The organism is Sodalis sp. C49 (genome assembly GCF_046352915.1).
Classification (GTDB): Bacteria; Pseudomonadota; Gammaproteobacteria; order Enterobacterales; family Enterobacteriaceae; genus Acerihabitans.
Genome location: NZ_CP163303.1, coordinates 4,461,653 through 4,480,220 on the forward strand (window position 1 = coordinate 4,461,653; position 18,568 = coordinate 4,480,220).

Consider the following 18,568-nt stretch of genomic DNA (forward strand, 5'->3'; position numbering starts at 1 on the left):
GAGAGATAATGTCGCAACCCACAGTGCCGCAATCCGCCGGGACGCCTTCTCCGGGGGCTCAATCGCCGGACAAGCCAACCTCCGCGCCGCGTTCCCCGGGATCGCCTCCGCCCGCAGGGCTGGATATCCGGCAATGCCTGCTTGATGCCGTCCTGGCCGGTTTTATTGCCCTGATTGTTTTTGGCCCGGTGGTGGGCGTGGTGCTGGACGGCTACAGCTTCAATTTCCACGCTCCGCGCCTGGCCTGGATTATCCTGGCGGTGATGGCGGGGCGTTTTGCCCTTAGCCTGTTTCTGCAAACCGGGCCGGGACAACGTTTCCAACTGCGTTTTAACGGCGACAGCGGCGGCGTCTACGTCCGTCCCGCCGACTACAAAAGCCGCCTGCGCTGGATTATCCCGTTGATCCTGGTACTCGCGGCGCTGTTTCCCTTCGTCGCGACCAAATACCTGCTGACCGTGGCAATTCTCGGCCTGATTTATGTGCTGCTGGGACTGGGGCTGAATATCGTGGTCGGCCTGGCCGGACTGCTCGATCTGGGGTACGTGGCGTTTTATGCTATCGGCGCCTACGGACTGGCGCTGGGGTATGAATATCTCGGCCTGGGGTTTTGGTCCATGCTGCCGCTGGCGGCAATCATGGCGGCCGTGGCCGGCGCGTTATTGGGTTTCCCGGTGTTGCGCATGCATGGCGACTACCTGGCGATAGTGACCCTGGGTTTTGGCGAGATCATCCGGCTGATTTTAAACAACTGGCTGGCTTTTACCGGCGGCCCCAATGGCGTCTCGGTGCCGTCGCCGACCTTTTTCGGCCTGGAATTCGGTCGCCGCGCCAGGGAGGGCGGGGTACCCATTCATGAGTTCCTCAATATTCCCTATAATCCCAACCTGAAGTTTATTTTCATCTACGGCGTGCTGATCCTGGTGGTGCTGCTGGTGTTGTATATCAAGCACCGCCTGACGCGCATGCCTATCGGCCGCGCCTGGGAGGCGCTGCGCGAGGATGAAATCGCCTGCCGCGCCATGGGACTGAACCACGTACTGGTTAAACTGTCGGCCTTTACGCTCGGCGCATCCACCGCCGGCATTGCCGGGGTGTTTTTCGCCACTTACCAGGGTTTCGTCAATCCCACGTCGTTTACCTTTTTTGAATCGGCGCTGATCCTGGCCATTGTGGTGCTGGGCGGCATGGGTTCGACCATCGGCGTGGTGATTGCCGCTTTTGTGCTAACCGTGGCCCCCGAACTGCTGCGCAGTTTTGCCGAATACCGGGTGCTGCTGTTCGGCATCCTGATGGTGGTGATGATGATCTGGCGGCCGCGCGGCCTTATCCGTATCAGCCGCGCCGGTTTCGCCGCCCGTAAGGGGGTGGCGCCATGAGCGACACTATCCTGAGCGTCGAGCACCTGATGATGCATTTCGGCGGCATTAAGGCCCTGAACGACGTCAATCTCGAGGTGCGCAGGGGTTCCATAACGGCGCTTATCGGCCCCAACGGCGCCGGTAAAACCACGGTATTTAACTGCCTGACCGGCTTTTACCAGGCCACAGGCGGCAATATTATGCTCAACACCCGCGGGCGGCCCACCAATATTATCCAGATCCTCGGGCAAAAATTTCGCGCCGCCGATTTTATCCATCCGGCCCGGCTGGGCCGGCGCGTTTTTTATAAAATGTTCGGCGGCACCCATCTGGTCAATCGCGCCGGGCTGGCGCGCACGTTCCAGAATATCCGCCTGTTCCGCGAGATGTCGGTGGTGGAGAACCTGCTGGTGGCGCAGCATATGCAGGCCAACCGCAACCTGATTGCCGGGATATGCAATACGCCGGCCTATAAACGCGCCGAAAACCGCGCCCTGGATCGTGCGTTTTACTGGCTGGAAGTGGTAGAACTGGTTGATTGCGCCAACCGACTGGCGGGTGAAATGTCCTACGGCCAGCAGCGGCGGCTGGAGATCGCCCGCGCCATGTGCACCAACCCGGAAGTGATTTGCCTGGACGAGCCTGCGGCGGGACTTAATCCGGTGGAAACCCGTACCTTAAGTAAAATTATCCGCCTGCTGCGCGACCGCCATGGCATCACGGTGTTGCTGATCGAGCATGATATGGGCATGGTGATGGACATCTCGGATCATATTATCGTGCTCGATCATGGCGATGTCATCGCCACCGGTACGCCGCAAGCCATCCAGAATAACGACAGCGTGATTGCCGCCTACCTCGGCACCGACGAGGAGGAATTGGCCTTATGACCGACATTCTACTGGAATTTCGCGATGTAGACGTATTTTACGGTCCGATCCAGGCCCTGCGGCAGGTTTCCATCCAGGTGCATGAAGGGGAAACGGTGGCGCTGATCGGCGCCAACGGCGCGGGCAAATCCACGCTGCTGATGTCCATCTTCGGCCAGCCGCGCATCAGCGCGGGGCAGATCCTATTGCGCGGAGAGGATATCAGTCGCAAGTCGACTCATTTCATCGCCGCCAACGGCATTGCCCAGTCGCCGGAAGGGCGGCGGGTATTCCCGGATATGACGGTGGAGGAAAACCTGCTGATGGGCACTATTCCCATCGGCAATCGCCATCAGGCCGAAGATTTGCTCCGGATGTTCGACCTTTTTCCGCGCCTGCGTGAGCGCCGCAACCAGCGCGCCATGACGCTTTCCGGCGGCGAGCAGCAGATGCTGGCCATTGCGCGCGCGCTGATGAGCCGGCCTAAGCTGCTGCTGCTTGACGAGCCGAGTCTTGGATTGGCGCCGATCATCGTCAAGCACATTTTCCAGATTCTCCGCGAGCTGGCCCGCACCGGCATGACCATCTTTCTGGTGGAGCAAAATGCTCACCACGCGCTGAAGTTATCGGACCGGGGCTATGTCATGGTCAACGGCCAGATCCGGCTTAGCGGCAGCGGGGCCGAACTCCTGGGCAACCAAGAGGTACGCAAGGCCTATTTAGGCGGTATATAGCCCGGCAATACCGCAATATCGTTCCATGGCCGGAATGACCGCGCTAAACAGCCATTCCGCCGGCGCGCGACTATCAGCAGGCTATCTTATTGGGAACAGGTGCTATGCGTGGCGCGATATATTGTTCAACCCAATTGCTGTCATCTTTAAAATAATAAATATGACGCTGGATTAATAGTTCTTTATTCCTGAACTTAAAGGGCAGTAATTTTATTTTATACTGCCGTTCTTCAATGATATTTTTTACCGATGCGGGGAAAAAACCAATGGCATCGCTCTTTTCAATCGTCGACAGCTGTCCCTGAAACGTGGGGACATGAAGCCGTTTCAACATTAAGTTATTAAATTGCAAATGAGCATCTATCTCCTCATTGATCTTTCCAGGAAGTTGCGCCTCGTATTGCACCAGGACTTTATCATACAAGAGTTGATTTATGGGCACATTGCGGATATTCACATCGCTGCCGACTGCCAGCATGAGGGCATCCTCCGCTAAAAGCTGATGTATTACCCCTGGCGGGCAGCGTAGCGGTTTATCCGAGAAAAAAATCTTGCACAATCCCTCCTTGAGCACGTCTTCCATACTCGTGCTATCTGGAGCATAGTATTCTAGGGTAATCTCGTTTTTGAAGGGCGAGTCAGAAAGCAAAGGAGATAAATAGGAATAGTCATGATGATCGATTCCCAGTTTATACTGGGTGGCGATATGATTTTTATTGGTGTTTTTTTTCAAAATTTTGCTTTCCAGTTCACACACTTCCTGATAGAGCGGTAGCAGCGTTGCGTACAGTTCGCTACCGTAACTGGTGAGTTTTAAGCCATTGCTGGTGCGGGAAAACAGTTTATGGCCAAGGCTTAACTCGAACATTTTAATTGTCCGGCAAAGCGGGGATGGCGTGATGCAGAGAATCATCGACGCCAACCGAATAGACTGCTGTTGTGCGGTCACGATGAAATACCGTAATGTTTTAGATATTAAGATCATATTAGGCCCCCGGTGGCTTTTGCTTATCTTGACTAGATTTATAAGAAAATATTTTTAAAAATAGAATAATTATTAAAATTATTTTGTTTTTTTTCAAATAACATTGCCAGGCTATTTTATTATTAATATTATTGATATTAAGGGTGTCAGCAGCAACCGAAAAATCATTGCTGAATTTACTGAGAACTATAATAAACAGCGCTAGGCTTATTTAGAATATTTTTTAAGAAATGCCGCTCTTAACTCGAAAAAAAATGAGATGTTCAGTAATGTCTTAAAACCATCATTATGGATGGTTTTATTTGTTCAACTGATTTATTCAAAAAACAGTTAACCAGCAACGCAACATCAATCGCTGGAGTTGCTTCGCTGTTATCAGTGGTGTGAATAGACGTTACGACTTTAGTATAGTATTTGACAAGTCCTTCATTGAAATCCTTTAGAACAATTGGCGAATAATGTTAACCAGCTCACGCTTGTTAACTCTATGTATCGAAAATGGCCATGGCATGCAAAAGGCAATGCTAATTATCAGCATATATTCCCCAGCGAATATATTAGCCATCAATATCAGATTATGCCTGCTGACACGTTAAGAAAATGATGTGAACGCATTCAGCCGTTTTTAAAATTGATCAATTTCAATTGCTTACGATTTCCAGCGCCGCCAGGTACGGGGGCGACGGGGCGGGCGATGATTTAAAATAGGATGATGATTAAGGCAAAACCGGTCCGTATCGCCATTTTGGTCATTGGATTACTCTAAAAGTTGAGGTAAACCGCAGGATGATGGTATAAGCCGGCGGTAGATCGTAAAGGTTAACCTCTGTTCCCGGCTTGCCGGTCTCTTGCTCTGATGGCATTGCCAGAAACAATTTAATATACATTTCCTGCCGGGAGCGAGTGGTAAAACACAAAAGATAACTTATAATTTTTCCTAATATAATAATGTCAGTTAATTCAACGTGTTTATTAAGGAAACGCACCATGGATGCCAGATCCAAAAAGCAACTTGAAGAGTTACGCGCCAGCAGCAGAAGCGAGCATGCCACGCTGCTGATGCCGTCATCTGATTCCGTTGCGCCCCGGACCCTGGGCCAACGTTTAGCCGACAGGATCACGGCCATTATCGGCACCTGGACCTTTATCATTACCCAAACCATTATTATCATCGGCTGGACCGGATATAACCTGGCCGTCGGTAAAAGCGGATTCGATCCTTATCCCTTTATTTTACTGAATCTTTTCTTATCATTTCAAGCCGCCTATACCGCACCGGCCATTATGATGAGCCAGAAGCGGGAAGGGGAAGTGGACCGCTACCGCGCGGAAATCGCGTCCAACGTGAATGTGAAATCCGATCTGGAAATGTATGCGCTGCACGATAAAATTGATTATCTGGAAGGCGACATCGTCACGTCAATAAAAGAACAGCTGGCGCAGATCACCCGGCAGCTTGAAGAGATCAAGCAAAAACAAGGCTGACCCAACCGGCCGGCAACATCGCTATTGAGGCGGCGCCCGCCGCCTGCCGCTAGTTTTCCACCCGTCCGCCCTGGACATTATCATTGCCGGCGGCCCCCGCGCGCGCAAACCGTTGTATCCCGGCGTTGACTTCGCGCAGGATTTCCCGGGAAAACGCCTCGTCGTTGACCGCGCGCGCCAGGATAATGCCCCCCACCATCGACGCATGCAGACGAATGGCGTCGCCCCGGGCGTGTTTATTACTGCGCCAGGGGAAATAACGGGTCAGCCGTTCAACCGTGGCGGCCACCAGCCGGGTCAGGGACGGCCTGACGGTCTCTTCCCGGGCGATTTCGGTTGCCAGCGCCGACACCAGGCAACCGAGGGCCGGGTTATCGCGATGCTGAACGCTCAGGTAATGATCAACGTAGTCCAGCAGCCCTGCCGGCGTGGCGGCGGCCTCATCTATACCGGCAAGCGTCGTCTGCGCCCGATACTCGAAGCTCTCCTGCATTAATGCTTCCTTGGACGCAAAATGATTATAGAAGGGACCGTGCGTCAGGCCGGTGGCCTTCATAATCTCGGCGACGCTCACGCCCGAGAAACCGCGTTCACGAAACAGCCGTGCCGCTTCCTGGAGAATACGTTGATGTTTTTCTGCCGTTTCGGCCGCGGGATATCTCATCTTCCATCCTATTGTCGTCGGTTTGCCGCCATGGCTTGACAAGTATACATGATAGCGGTCATGCTTGTCGCCATCAAGCATGACGATCATCATGTTACTTGCCATCAAACATGATGGCTGTCATGTTTGGTGGCAAAACCCTTCTGCGGCCTGGCCGCAGGGCAACCGACCTTATTAGGAGAAGATGATGAAACCAACAGATACTCACCCTGTCAGCGATGCCAGTGGCACCGCGGTTATCACCGGCGCGTCGTCGGGTATCGGCGCAGTGTATGCCCGCCGGCTGGCGGAGCGCGGTTATGATCTATTGCTGGTGGCGCGCCGCGGCGATCGCCTGTCGGCGCTGGCGGAGGAGTTGCGCTCCCGTTACGGCCATGAAGCGCGTACCCTGGTGGCGGATCTGGCCGTGGCGGCCGATCTGGACCGGGTGGCCGCTATCCTGGCCGCCGATGCGTCCATCACCCTGCTGGTCAATAACGCCGGCACCTCGCTGATGGTGGCGGCCGAGCAGACCCCCGCGCCGGCGGTGGCGGCGCTGCTGAATTTAAATGTTACCGCGCTGACCCGGCTTAGCCTGGCGGTCCTGCCGGGATTCAGAGCGCGAAACCGCGGTACGCTTATCAATATCGGCTCGGTGCTGGGATTCAGTTCCATCGTCGGCAGCGCCGTCTACAGCGGCACCAAGTCCTTTGTGCTCGGCTTCACCCAGGCGCTCCAACTGGAATTCGCCGATACCAATGTCAGGATTCAGTTAGTGGCTCCGGCCACCACCGCCACGGAAATTTGGGATATTTCCGGCGTGCCCCTCTCCACGCTGGACCCCGACACAATAATGCAGGCCGGGCAGTGCGTGGACGCCGCGCTGGCGGGTCTGGATATGGGCGAGGCCATAACCCTGCCTTCACTGGAAGAGGCCGGGCTGCTGGCGGATTACACTCAGGCGCGCCTTAAACTGTTCAGTAAGGTTAACCGGGGACGCCCGGCCACGCGCTATCATGTGACGATGACCGCGGCGCAATAACCTCCCGGAGGGGGAATGCCGCGCGGGCCTACGCGGATGATAATAAGCCGCGCCCCCTCCTTATAGTATGCCGGAGACCGATGCGGGGAATATCAACGGAGACCTCTGAATTCTGTAAGAATAGAGCCGGACAGGTAACGTCATTACATTAATAATATTTTCATATTCCGTTCTTTCATAAAAGTTCCGTCGCCGTTGAAATATTTAAACCCAGGTTGAGTCACGCTTTTTTATTGCACAGGCGTGAGAATTCAATTTTACAATTGCTTAACCGGTGTAATAATTCTGCGGCGAAAAACGCGGTATGCCTGAAGCATGATATAACTCACTTTTCCTTGCCTAAATACGTTGCCTTGTTCTTTGCCATGGCTACGGCGGCAATATTAAATCAGGCTTTCTTTTTTAAATTTAATCTTCGTTTAATTATTGGTCGGTATAGTACTTTCAAAATGCATTTTTGGATTCGATTTTATTTATGGATCAACTATTACCTTTTTCCCGTCCCTCCATTGGTGAGGACGAAATTGCGGCCGTGGGCGACGTTCTCCGTTCCGGCTGGATCACCACCGGACCACAAAACCAGCGGCTGGAGGCGGACTTTTGCGCCGCTTTCGGCTGTAAACACGCCATAGCGGTATGCTCCGCCACCGCCGGAATGCATCTGGTCCTTGCGGCGCTGGGCATCGGTCCCGGTGATGAAGTCATTACCCCTTCCCAGACCTGGGTTTCCACGCTGAACATGATCGAGCTGCTGGGCGCGCGTCCGGTGATGGTCGATATCGATCGCGACACGCTGATGGTCACGGCGGCGGCGGTGGAGGCGGCTATTACCCCGCGCACCAGGGCCATCGTGCCGGTGCACTACGCCGGCGCGCCGCTGGATTTGGATGCGCTGCGCGCCGTGGCTCGCCGCCACGCCATACCTTTAATCGAAGATGCGGCCCATGCGGTGGGCACCCGTTATAAAGGGCGCTGGATCGGCGCCACGGGTACGGCGATTTTTTCTTTCCACGCCATTAAAAACATGACCTGCGCCGAAGGCGGCCTGGTCGGCACCGACGACGATGCCCTGGCGGAGCGCGTGCGGCGGCTGAAATTTCACGGCCTGGGCGCCGACGCCTTCGATCGCCGTCAGCAGGGGCGCAAGCCGCAGGCCGAAGTGGTGGAGCCGGGGTACAAATATAACCTCTCCGATATCCATGCGGCCATCGCCGTGGTGCAACTGGCCCGCCTGCCGGCGTTAAACGCGCGCCGCAGGTCTCTTGCCGGGCGCTATCTCCACGCTCTGGCGGGTTCCCCGTTTCTGCCGCTCGGGTTGCCAGCCTACGATCATCAGCATGCCTGGCATCTGTTTATGGTGCGTATCGATCCCGAGCGCTGCGGGCTGGACCGCGATGAACTGATGAACCGTTTACAGGCGAAGGGCATCGGCACCGGCCTGCATTTCCGCGCCGCGCATACGCAAAAATATTACCGTGATCGTTATCCACAGGTGTCCTTGCCGGCGACCGAATGGAATTCAGCCCGTCTGTGTACCCTGCCGCTGTTTCCGGATATGGCCGACAGCGATGTCGATCGGGTGGTTGCCGCCTTGTTTTCTGTGTTGGAGCTGAACATTGTCGCGCGTTGAACCTATTACTAAGGTCTCGGTGGTTATTCCCGTATTTAATGAGCAGGAAAGCCTGCCGGCGTTAATTACGCGTACCGTCGCCGCCTGCGGGCGGTTAACCCAATCCTATGAAATTATCCTGGTGGACGACGGCAGCAGCGACGATTCGATCGAGCTGATGACGGCGGCGGCGCAGACGCCGGAAAACCATATCGTCGCCGTAATGCTCAATCGCAATTACGGCCAGCATTCCGCCATCATGGCTGGTTTTATCCAGGCCAGCGGCGATTTGGTCATTACCCTTGATGCCGATTTGCAAAATCCGCCGGAGGAGATTCCAAGGCTTGTGAGCGTGGCGGAACAAGGCTATGACGTGGTGGGAACGGTGCGGGCCAGGCGCCAGGATTCCTGGTTCCGCAAATGCGCCTCGCGCATGATTAACCGTCTTATCCAGCGCGCCACCGGCAAGGCGATGGGCGATTACGGCTGCATGCTGCGCGCCTACCGCCGCCAGGTGGTGGAAGCGATGCTGCACTGCCATGAGCGCAGCACATTTATTCCCATCCTGGCCAATTCTTTTGCCCGGCGCACCATCGAGATTGAAGTGGCGCACGCCGAGCGCGAGTTCGGCGATTCCAAATACAGCCTGATGAAGTTAATCAATTTGATGTACGACCTGGTGACCTGCCTGACCACCACGCCGCTGCGCCTGTTAAGCGTGGTCGGCAGCATTATCGCCATTTCCGGGTTCACCCTCTCGATCATCCTGATCGCCCTGCGCCTGCTCCTTGGGCCCACGTGGGCGGCCGAGGGGGTTTTTACCCTGTTCGCGGTGCTTTTTACCTTTATTGGCGCGCAGTTCGTCGGCATGGGGCTGCTGGGCGAATATATCGGCCGCATTTACAACGATGTCCGCGCCAGACCCCGTTATTTCGTGCAGCAGGTGATCGGCGCCCGGCCGTCCTCGACTACCCAGGAAGAAGAATGATGAAAGCTATTGTATTTGCCTACCATGATATTGGTTGTATCGGTTTAAAAGCCTTGGTGGCAGCCGGCTATGACATACAGGCCGTGTTCACCCATACCGACGCCCCGGACGAAAACAGGTTTTTCCCCTCGGTGGCGCGGCTGGGCGCGAGTCTCGAGCTGCCGGTTTACGCGCCGGACGATGTCAACCATCCGCTCTGGGTTGAGACTATCCGCAACCTGAAACCCGAGATTATCTTCTCGTTTTATTATCGTCAGCTGCTGTGCGAGGATATTTTATCGCTGGCGCCCCGGGGCGGCTTTAACCTGCATGGGTCGCTGTTGCCGCGTTATCGCGGCCGCGCGCCGGTGAACTGGGCGCTGGTCAAGGGTGAAAAACAGACCGGCGTTACGCTGCATCGCATGGTCAAGCGTGCGGACGCCGGGGATATTGCCGGGCAAGCCGCCGTTGATATCGCCCCGGACGATACCGCGTTAACGCTGCATGCCAAACTCAGCGACGCGGCGGAACGACTGTTGCGCGATTTATTGCCGCCGCTGAAGGCGGGCACCCTTAGCCTGACGCCGCAAAATGAAAAAGAAGCCAGCCACTTTGGCCGCCGCACCGCCGCCGACGGTGAGATTTACTGGCATCATTGCGCGCACGATATCGCCAACCTGGTGCGCGCCGTAACGGAACCCTATCCAGGCGCCTTCAGCTATTTGGGCCAGCGCAAGCTTATCGTCTGGAACGCGCGCGCCCGGGATATCCGGCATGATAAACAGCCGGGTACCGTGCTGGCCACCGAACCGCTGACCATTGCCTGCGGCGACGGCGCGCTGGAGATTATCACCGGGCAGAGCGAAGCCGGTTTATTTTTGCAGGGCAGCCGGCTGGCGCGGGAGATGGGCATGATGGCCGGCGTGCGGCTGGCGGCTAAACCCAGCCCCGCGCAGCGGCGCCGGACCCGCGTCCTGATCCTCGGCGTAAACGGATTTATCGGCAACCATCTGACTGAACGCCTGTTGCGTGAGGACGGCTATGAAGTCTATGGCCTGGATATCAGTTCGGACGCCGTCGGCCGTTTTATGACGAACCCGCGTTTCCACTTCGTGGAAGGGGATATCAGCATCCACTCGGAATGGGTGGAGTACCACATCAAGAAATGCGACGTGGTGCTGCCCCTGGTCGCCATCGCTACGCCTATCGAATATACCCGCAATCCGCTGCGCGTATTTGAACTGGACTTCGAGGAAAACCTGAAAATAGTGCGCGACTGCGTGAAATACCGTAAGCGCATTATTTTCCCCTCCACCTCCGAGGTCTACGGCATGTGCGATGATAAGGAATTCGACGAGGATCGCTCCCGGCTCATCGTCGGCCCGATCAATAAACAGCGCTGGATCTACTCGGTATCCAAGCAATTGCTGGATCGGGTCATCTGGGCCTACGGCGCCAAAGAGACCCTGAAGTTCACCCTGTTCCGGCCGTTTAACTGGATGGGGCCGCGCCTGGATAACCTGGATGCCGCGCGAATCGGCAGTTCGCGCGCCATTACCCAATTGATCCTGAATCTGGTGGAAGGATCGCCGATACAACTGGTGGACGGCGGCGAGCAAAAACGCTGTTTCACCGATATCAGCGACGGCATCGAGGCACTGTTTCGCATTATCGAAAATCGCGACGCCCGCTGCGACGGCCAGATCATCAACATCGGCAACCCCGGCAACGAGGCCAGCATCCGTGAACTGGCGCAAATGCTGCTGGACAGTTTTGAAAACCATCCGCTGCGCCATCATTTCCCGCCGTTTGCCGGCTTTAAGGATATCGAAAGCAAAAGTTATTACGGCAACGGCTATCAGGACGTCGAACATCGCAAACCGAGCATTGAAAACGCCCGCCGCTTACTGAACTGGCAGCCGACCGTCGAGATGCGGCGCACCGTTGACCAGACGCTGGATTTCTTCCTGCGCAGCACGGTTAAAGAAGGCGTGGACGCGTGAGGCAGGTCGGCCTGCGGGTTGATGTGGATACCTTCACCGGCACCCGTGATGGGGTGCCGCGTTTGCTGGAACTGTTTGAAAAGTATGATATCAAGGCCAGCTTTTTTTTCAGCGTCGGCCCGGATAACATGGGGCGCCATTTATGGCGCCTGCTGCGCCCGCGTTTTTTATGGAAGATGCTGCGTTCCCAGGCGGCTTCCCTTTATGGCTGGGATATCCTGCTGGCCGGCACCGCCTGGCCGGGCAGATGCATTACCCCGTCCCAGGGACCGTTAATGAAACAGACCTTGATGGCGGGACATGACGTCGGCCTTCATGCCTGGGATCACCAGGGATGGCAGGCCAAGGCCGGGCGTTGGCCTGACGCCGAGCTGGAGCGGCAGATCCGGCTGGGCGTGGAGGCGCTGGAGACGAGCATCGGGCGGCCGGTAACGTGCTCCGCCGCGGCGGGCTGGCGCGCCGATACGCGCGTATTGGCGGCGAAGGAGAATTTCGGTTTTTACTACAATAGCGACTGCCGCGGCCGCCATCCTTTCCGGCCGCTATTAAGCGATAACCGTATCGGCGCGGTACAGATTCCCGTCACCTTGCCTACCTTTGACGAAGTCATCGGCAAAGAGGCGCGTCTGGAAAATTTCAACGATTATATCCTCGGGCGGATCGCCCGGGATAGCGGTGTGCCGGTCTACACCATCCATAGTGAAGTGGAAGGGCGATCGCAGTCGGCGTTATTCGAGCAATTATTACAACGCGCGCAGCAGCAGGGCATCACCTTTTGCCCGTTGCCCGACCTGTTGCCGGCCGATGTCTCCACGGTGCCGGTGGGGCGTGTCGTCCGTTCCCCTTTTCCCGGACGGGAAGGCTGGCTGTGTTGCCAGGCCCCGGCAAATTCACCGCCATGAAATTAATGAAACATTACTGGGCGGCGATACTGGCGCTGTTTTATGCGCTGGTCTATCTGCTGCCTTTGAACAGCCGTTTGTTATGGCAGCCCGATGAAATCCGCTATGCCGAGACCAGCCGCGAAATGCTGCTGCGCGGCGACTGGATTGTGCCTAATCTGCTGGGCGTGCGTTATTTTGAAAAGCCGGTACTGGGTTACTGGATTAACAATATCAGCCAATGGCTGTTCGGCGATTCTAATTTCGCCGTACGTTTCGGTGTGGTGTTGAGCACCGGCGCCAGCGCGCTGCTGGTGTATGTGCTGGCCATGATGATGTGGCAAGCGCGCCGCACCGCGTGCCTGGCCGCGCTGATATTCCTTTCGATGTTGCTGGTATTCGGCGTCGGCACCTACAGCGTGCTTGATCCCATGGTGTCGCTGTGGCTGACGGCGTCGATGGTCAGTTTTTATCTGGCGATCAACGCGAGCGGCGCGCGCGATAAGCTGGGCGCCTATATCCTGCTGGGGATTACCTGCGGTTTGGGCTTTATGACCAAGGGTTTCCTGGCGCTGGCGGTGCCGGTAATCGCCGCGCTGCCCGTCGCCATCCAGCGGCGCCGGCTGAAAGATCTGCTGATCTTCGGCCCGGTGGCGGTACTGGCCGCGGTGGCGCTGAGCCTGCCCTGGGCGTTGGCCGTTGCCCGGCGTGAGCCGGATTACTGGCATTATTTTTTCTGGATTGAGCATATCCAGCGTTTTGCCGATGACGACGCGCAGCATAAAGCGCCGGCATGGTACTACCTGCCGGTTATCATCGCGGGATCATTGCCCTGGCTGGCGCTGCTGCCGGGATCTCTGCTCAAGGGCTGGCGTGAGCGGGCGACGCGGCCGGAGCTGTTTTTCCTGCTGTGCTGGATGCTGATGCCGCTGGTGTTTTTCAGTCTCGCCAAAGGCAAGCTGCTCACCTATATTTTGCCGTGTATGGCGCCGCTGAGCCTGCTGATGGCCGCATATGCGCAAGATTGCATCGCATCCCGCCGCGTGCGGGTTTTCCGCCTTAACGCGGTGATCAACGGCGCCTTCGGTCTGTTGGGCATGGCGGCTATCGCGGCGCTGGGCGCCGGGCTGCTGCCGCAGGTGATTATATTAGGCCACGATGAATGGCCCAAGGTGGCGCTAAGCCTGCTGGGATTCGCCGGCTGGGCTCTCTTTGCCGCCGTGTCCTGGCGCCAGGGTGGGCGGCGCTGGGCCTGGGCCGCGGCCTGTCCCGTCCTGTTCAGCCTGGTGGTGGGCCATGCCATTCCCCAGCGGGTGATCGACAATAAGCTGCCGCAGCACATTATACGCGCCAATGCCGGCGTGCTGCGCCACAGCCAATACGTGCTGAGCAACAGCGTGGGCCTGGCGACCGCCATAGCCTGGGAGCTCAGGCGCGATGACGTGAAAATGTTTCGTGAGCGCGGCGAGTTGACCTATGGGTTATCTTATCCCGACGCGCGCGGGCGTTTTATCAGCGAGCAGGATTTCCCCGGCTGGCTGGCAACGGCGCGCAGGCAAGGGGATGTGGCGCTTCTCCTCCGCCTGCCCGACGACAACCGGCTGCCGGTTTACCTGCCCGCGCCCGATGCCATGCAACGCAGCTCCCATCTGGCATTGGTGCTGTACCGGCAACGGCCATGAGCGGATATCTGCTGATACTTCTGGTCAGCGTTCTCACCTGCGCGGGGCAGTTATGTCAGAAACAGGCCGCGGTGCGCTGGCAGCAATGCCCGCCGCGGCAAAACCGGCGCACGGCAACCTTGGGCTGGCTGGCGGGGGCGCTGGTTTTGCTGGGGGTGGCGCTGCTGTTCTGGCTTGGCGTTTTGCAACGTCTGCCGCTGAGCGTGGCGTATCCTGTGCTGAGCCTGAACTTTGTGCTGGTCACGCTGGCCGCGCAGGGCATCTTCCATGAGCGCGCCACGTCCCGCCACTGGTGGGGCGTGGCGGCCATTATGGTCGGCATCGTGCTGATGGGTCTGAATCCATGAAGGGTTATCTCTGGGCGGCGACCAGCGTGCTGCTGGTCACCCTGGCGCAACTGCTGATGAAGTGGGGGATGCAGCAGATCCCGCTGTTGTCGCTAAAGGCATTGACGCCGGCCTTCGCCATCCATTACGGTATACCTCTGCTGGCGGTGGCGGTGGGTGTGCTGGGTTACATCCTGTCGATGTTATGCTGGTTCTGCGCTTTGCTCTATCTGCCGCTCAGCCTGGCCTATCCCCTGCTCAGCATCAGTTATGCCCTGGTCTATTGCGCCGCGATCGCGCTGCCGATGTTTAACGAAGCGGCCAGCGCGGCCAAGACCCTGGGCGTGGCGTTTATTTTATTCGGCGTGTGGCTTATCCATCGCCATCACCCATAGGTCGGGGTCATGATGCAAAATGGGCTGCGCCATCCCGGCGTACTGGCGGCGCTGGGTGCCGCGATATTATTCGGCGCGGGAACGCCCCTGGCGAAATTGCTGTTAACCAGCGTCAACCCCTGGCTGCTGGCGGGATTGCTTTACCTGGGTTCCGGGCTGGGGCTGACGCTGTACCGGTTTATCAGGCGCGCCCCCAGGATCAGTATGCCGCGGGCGGAAGTGCCGTGGTTTGCCGGCGCCATTATCACCGGCGGCGTTATCGGCCCGGTGTTGCTGATGCTGGGGCTTGCCGCCATGCCCGCCTCGGGCGCGTCCCTGCTGATCAATGCCGAGGGGGTCTTCACCTCATTGCTGGCATGGTTTGCCTTTAAAGAGAATGTCGATCGCCGCATTGCATTGGGCATGGCGGCGATCGTGGCCGGCGCCGTGGTGCTGAGCTGGCCGGGCGAGGCCCGATTTGCCGGTCTGTGGCCTGCGCTTGCCATTTTGGGCGCGTGTTTCGCCTGGGGTATGGATAATAACCTTACCCGCAAGGTTTCTTTAACCGACGCGACCTGGATCGCCGCCGTAAAAGGGTTGGCGGCAGGTCTGGTGAATCTGTCGCTGGCCTTTGCCGCCGGCGTGGCCTTCCCCAGCTGGCCCGAGGCGGCAGGGGCCCTGACGCTCGGGTTCCTGGCCTACGGCGTCAGCCTGGCGCTGTTTGTGGTCGGCCTGCGCCAGCTCGGCACCGCCCGCACCGGCGCGTATTTTTCCGTGGCGCCGTTTTTCGGCGCCGCGCTGGCCGTCGTCCTCGGCGATACGCTGACGCTGCAAATGCTTGCCGCCGGGGCGCTGATGGCGTTGGGCATCGGGTTGCACCTTACCGAGCGTCATCAGCATCCTCATGTCCACGCGCCCATGGCGCACGATCATGAACACCGCCATGATGAGCATCATCAACATTCGCATGAGGAAACGCCGGCACCGGGAACCGTTCACCGGCATTGGCATCGACATGACCCCATGGCCCATTCCCATCCGCATTTCCCCGACGCCCATCACCGCCACGATCATTAATTTTATGTCGTGCCGATTAACTCGTAATGAACTAATTAAAATAAAAAAATATTTATAAGAGTAGAGTTTATTGCCCATGGGTTTTAAAAACAAACGGTAGAATAGGGAATAAATATAATTTAGAAATGGTAAGTACACTCATTGTCATAGGTGAAGAGGTGTGTAATGAATCTGAATATTACCACAAATGTATTAATGTCCGCCGGTATGCTACAGACTTACTTCTCTAAAAATATCATAAATAATGCTTTAATATTAATTGACGTAAATGTTGTTAACCATGAAATTATTAAAGAAACCATCAGCCTGCTAAAACGAAAGAATATCCTGTTGGTGACCAGGGAACCGACCATGGAAGATGTGAATGCAGCGGTAAATAATTATCCACGAACCGAAAATATCATTGCCGTTGGCGGCGGCTCAACCATGGATCTCGGCAAGGCCATCGCCATAACATTAACCAACGGCGGAGATGTGGAAAAGCTGTGCGACCAGGATACGGTTATCCGTCCAGGATTGCCGATTATTGTCGCCCCCACGATACCCGGCACGGCGGCAGAATTTAGCGCATCCGCGGTATTAAGCGGCGACGGCTACAAGCAGAACCTGACTTCACCTTACCTCAGGCCGGAAGTCGCGCTGGTGGATCCCCGCTTCTTTGCCTCGGTAAGCGCGGAAACCGGCATCCCCGTGCTGCTGAACGGCTACATTCATGCCATGGAATGCCTGGAGGGTATTAAAGGGTCGCATGCGTCGCGCACCGCCTGCCGTAACGTCATTTCGATCTTTAATGAAATCATCAAAAGCGGCTACCATCCGCAGGATAGCAAATGGTGCCAATTAGCTTATTATGCCAATTATACCAGCGCTTTTTCATTACTTGGCGGATCGTTAGGCGCGGTCCATGCATTATCGTATGGCGTATCAAATGCCATGGGCATTTGCCATTCGAAGGCCAATTTAGTGGCGCTCGGCCACCTGAGGTTTTTTTTTGACCAATACGCCCAGGTTGCTTTTGCATTTTGTCGCCAATATGCGGTGGATTATAAGCTTAACGCCGGCCCCAGCGCGGATCGACAAAAAATATTATCGGTAATGAATGCGACCCGGGATAGTTTGACCTGCCTATGGGAGAATACCTTTGGCGATAAATACAATAATGCCATATCCGACATATTTATAAAGAGCATTCTTACTGAGATAAAATAGCCAGCGTCGCGCCAGACAGAGACGATATTGGCCGCTTTTATATGAAATAACCAGGCGGCAAAGTGGAGCCGAGAAAAATAACTTATTGAATAATTCTTTATTGATCATGATGTTAATCATAGGATAATTATGCTCCCGCATAATAGATTCTTTCAAGGAACGATGATGAACCTGGAATTATTCAACGATATTGATCGTGCGCCGGATCCCTCTAAGGCACTGGATATGTTTCCCCAACTGTCCTCTTTTCATGCAGCCTTGGGCAATACCACGTTGATGCCGGTACCCGGTCCTGAGGGCGGCGCCAGCATAATGGCGAAGCTGGAGTTTGAAAATCCCTTCGGATCGGTCAAGGACCGCACCGCGTTTGGCATGTTCTGCGAGGCGGTAAACAAGCACGATTTTCACCAGGGACCGCTGAAGCTGCTTGATGCTTCCGGCGGTAATATGGGCCGCGCGCTGGCGATGCTGGGCAATATGTGCGATATCGCCGTGCATTTGGTTATCCCGGACTCCTCGCCGGAGGTATTGGTTAAGGCCTTGCGGGAAGCCAACGCCGGGCTGACCCTGGTGGACTCCCGGTATTTCCTGCTGGGATTAATGGCCCGCGCCGAGGAAATTGCGCTGGCGGACCCCGGCTGGACCCTGCTTGCCCAACACCGGAACCTGGTGAATGTCGCCGTACATCAACACGGCACCGGCCAGGAAATCCGCCGTCAGCTGCGCGGCGACAAGGCCGGCGGCTGGGTGGCGGCGGTGGGCACCGGCGGGACCTTATCCGGGGTATACGCCGCGCTGGCGCAGGATAATCCGGCGCTAAAAGTGCAGGGCACCACGCCCAGGGAATTGCCTTTCGGCACCCTGGCTCCGCCTAACGGCCGGGATAAATTTGCCGGTGCCGGCGGCATGGGCTTTGGTTTCCGCCAGCCGTTTATCAGCCGCATGCAGCTCGACGTGCTGCCGTTTAGCCTGATTGGCTGGCAAGAGTCGCTGGCGGCAATGTATGAATTTTATCACCTGACCGGCATACGCATCGGCGCCTCATCGGCGGCTAACTGGAAGAGCGCTTGCCGCCTGGCGCAAACGCTGGGTCCCGATCAACAGGTGGTAACGCTGTTTGCCGATGCGGGTAGCGACAGCGACCGTGAAAAGGGCGAGGTTTTTTTCACTAGCGCAAACCGTTCGGACCGGGCGGGCGTTATGCTGTAAGGATCATCACCGGCAAATTATACCGGGATTACATTGGCGGTATTTGCGCTGAATATGCCCAATGCCGCCGCCCATTAGCGGCTCATATAAGATAATACGTATATTTTTTTCG

The 18,568-nt window shown here is 56.5% G+C and carries 17 protein-coding genes; 15 read left to right on the forward strand and 2 right to left on the reverse strand.

Annotation, left to right across the window (positions count from 1 at the left end; genetic code table 11):
- Positions 1-8 precede the first annotated feature (8 nt).
- Genes livM through ABUK12_RS20180 form a run of 3 tightly spaced genes read left to right on the forward strand, consistent with a single transcriptional unit; the run spans position 9 to position 2,964 of the window.
- On the forward strand, positions 9-1,379 hold the full coding sequence (livM, locus tag ABUK12_RS20170; protein WP_410013476.1) for a high-affinity branched-chain amino acid ABC transporter permease LivM: 1,371 nt from the start codon (positions 9-11) through the stop codon (positions 1,377-1,379).
- Positions 1,376-2,251 carry an ABC transporter ATP-binding protein gene (locus tag ABUK12_RS20175; RefSeq protein ID WP_410013477.1) on the forward strand — a complete coding sequence of 292 codons (876 nt, stop codon included), beginning with the start codon at positions 1,376-1,378 and terminating at the stop codon, positions 2,249-2,251. The genes livM and ABUK12_RS20175 overlap by 4 nt, the downstream gene beginning before the upstream one ends.
- The gene (locus tag ABUK12_RS20180) at positions 2,248-2,964 is read left to right on the forward strand and encodes an ABC transporter ATP-binding protein (RefSeq protein ID WP_410013478.1); all 717 of its coding nucleotides are present in this window, start codon (positions 2,248-2,250) and stop codon (positions 2,962-2,964) included. Before ABUK12_RS20175 ends, ABUK12_RS20180 begins: the two co-directional genes overlap by 4 nt.
- A gap of 73 nt (positions 2,965-3,037) precedes the next feature.
- Here ABUK12_RS20180 and ABUK12_RS20185 read toward each other — a convergent pair whose 3' ends face one another.
- Complete coding sequence (locus ABUK12_RS20185) at positions 3,038-3,949, reverse strand: LysR family transcriptional regulator (protein ID WP_410013479.1); 912 nt, start codon at positions 3,947-3,949, stop codon at positions 3,038-3,040.
- A 987-nt stretch (positions 3,950-4,936) separates the two neighbouring features.
- Here ABUK12_RS20185 and ABUK12_RS20190 point away from each other — a divergent pair.
- Positions 4,937-5,434, forward strand: a complete 498-nt coding sequence (locus ABUK12_RS20190) for a DUF1003 domain-containing protein (RefSeq protein WP_410013480.1) — start codon at positions 4,937-4,939, stop codon at positions 5,432-5,434.
- Positions 5,435-5,483: 49 nt separating this feature from the next.
- Here the strand turns inward: ABUK12_RS20190 and ABUK12_RS20195 are convergent, their stop codons facing one another.
- Complete coding sequence (locus tag ABUK12_RS20195; protein ID WP_410013481.1) at positions 5,484-6,098, reverse strand: TetR/AcrR family transcriptional regulator; 615 nt, start codon at positions 6,096-6,098, stop codon at positions 5,484-5,486.
- Positions 6,099-6,282: 184 nt separating this feature from the next.
- On the opposite strand from ABUK12_RS20195, the gene ABUK12_RS20200 reads away from it, so the two are divergent.
- From ABUK12_RS20200 to ABUK12_RS20250, 11 genes are all read left to right on the forward strand, one after another.
- The gene (locus ABUK12_RS20200) at positions 6,283-7,119 is read left to right on the forward strand and encodes an SDR family NAD(P)-dependent oxidoreductase (RefSeq protein WP_410013482.1); all 837 of its coding nucleotides are present in this window, start codon (positions 6,283-6,285) and stop codon (positions 7,117-7,119) included.
- A gap of 475 nt (positions 7,120-7,594) precedes the next feature.
- Positions 7,595-8,749 (forward strand): UDP-4-amino-4-deoxy-L-arabinose aminotransferase, encoded by a 1,155-nt coding sequence (gene arnB, locus ABUK12_RS20205; RefSeq protein ID WP_410013483.1) that lies wholly within the window; start codon positions 7,595-7,597, stop codon positions 8,747-8,749.
- On the forward strand, positions 8,736-9,716 hold the full coding sequence (gene arnC, locus ABUK12_RS20210; RefSeq protein ID WP_410013484.1) for an undecaprenyl-phosphate 4-deoxy-4-formamido-L-arabinose transferase: 981 nt from the start codon (positions 8,736-8,738) through the stop codon (positions 9,714-9,716). Before arnB ends, arnC begins: the two co-directional genes overlap by 14 nt.
- On the forward strand, positions 9,716-11,698 hold the full coding sequence (arnA, locus tag ABUK12_RS20215) for a bifunctional UDP-4-amino-4-deoxy-L-arabinose formyltransferase/UDP-glucuronic acid oxidase ArnA (protein ID WP_410016731.1): 1,983 nt from the start codon (positions 9,716-9,718) through the stop codon (positions 11,696-11,698). Before arnC ends, arnA begins: the two co-directional genes overlap by 1 nt.
- The gene (gene arnD, locus ABUK12_RS20220) at positions 11,695-12,600 is read left to right on the forward strand and encodes a 4-deoxy-4-formamido-L-arabinose-phosphoundecaprenol deformylase (protein WP_410013485.1); all 906 of its coding nucleotides are present in this window, start codon (positions 11,695-11,697) and stop codon (positions 12,598-12,600) included. The genes arnA and arnD overlap by 4 nt, the downstream gene beginning before the upstream one ends.
- A complete protein-coding gene (arnT, locus tag ABUK12_RS20225) occupies positions 12,597-14,261 on the forward strand; it encodes a lipid IV(A) 4-amino-4-deoxy-L-arabinosyltransferase (RefSeq protein ID WP_410013486.1) in 1,665 nt (554 codons plus the stop codon). The genes arnD and arnT overlap by 4 nt, the downstream gene beginning before the upstream one ends.
- The gene (gene arnE, locus ABUK12_RS20230; protein WP_410013487.1) at positions 14,258-14,608 is read left to right on the forward strand and encodes a 4-amino-4-deoxy-L-arabinose-phosphoundecaprenol flippase subunit ArnE; all 351 of its coding nucleotides are present in this window, start codon (positions 14,258-14,260) and stop codon (positions 14,606-14,608) included. Before arnT ends, arnE begins: the two co-directional genes overlap by 4 nt.
- Positions 14,605-14,982 carry a 4-amino-4-deoxy-L-arabinose-phosphoundecaprenol flippase subunit ArnF gene (arnF, locus tag ABUK12_RS20235; protein ID WP_410013488.1) on the forward strand — a complete coding sequence of 126 codons (378 nt, stop codon included), beginning with the start codon at positions 14,605-14,607 and terminating at the stop codon, positions 14,980-14,982. Before arnE ends, arnF begins: the two co-directional genes overlap by 4 nt.
- Before the next feature lie 9 nt (positions 14,983-14,991).
- Entirely contained in the window at positions 14,992-16,038 is a 1,047-nt protein-coding gene (locus ABUK12_RS20240; RefSeq protein ID WP_410013489.1) for a DMT family transporter, read from the forward strand.
- Positions 16,039-16,203: 165 nt separating this feature from the next.
- On the forward strand, positions 16,204-17,247 hold the full coding sequence (locus ABUK12_RS20245; protein WP_410013490.1) for an iron-containing alcohol dehydrogenase: 1,044 nt from the start codon (positions 16,204-16,206) through the stop codon (positions 17,245-17,247).
- A 162-nt stretch (positions 17,248-17,409) separates the two neighbouring features.
- On the forward strand, positions 17,410-18,456 hold the full coding sequence (locus tag ABUK12_RS20250) for a pyridoxal-phosphate dependent enzyme (protein ID WP_410013491.1): 1,047 nt from the start codon (positions 17,410-17,412) through the stop codon (positions 18,454-18,456).
- Positions 18,457-18,568 lie beyond the last annotated feature (112 nt).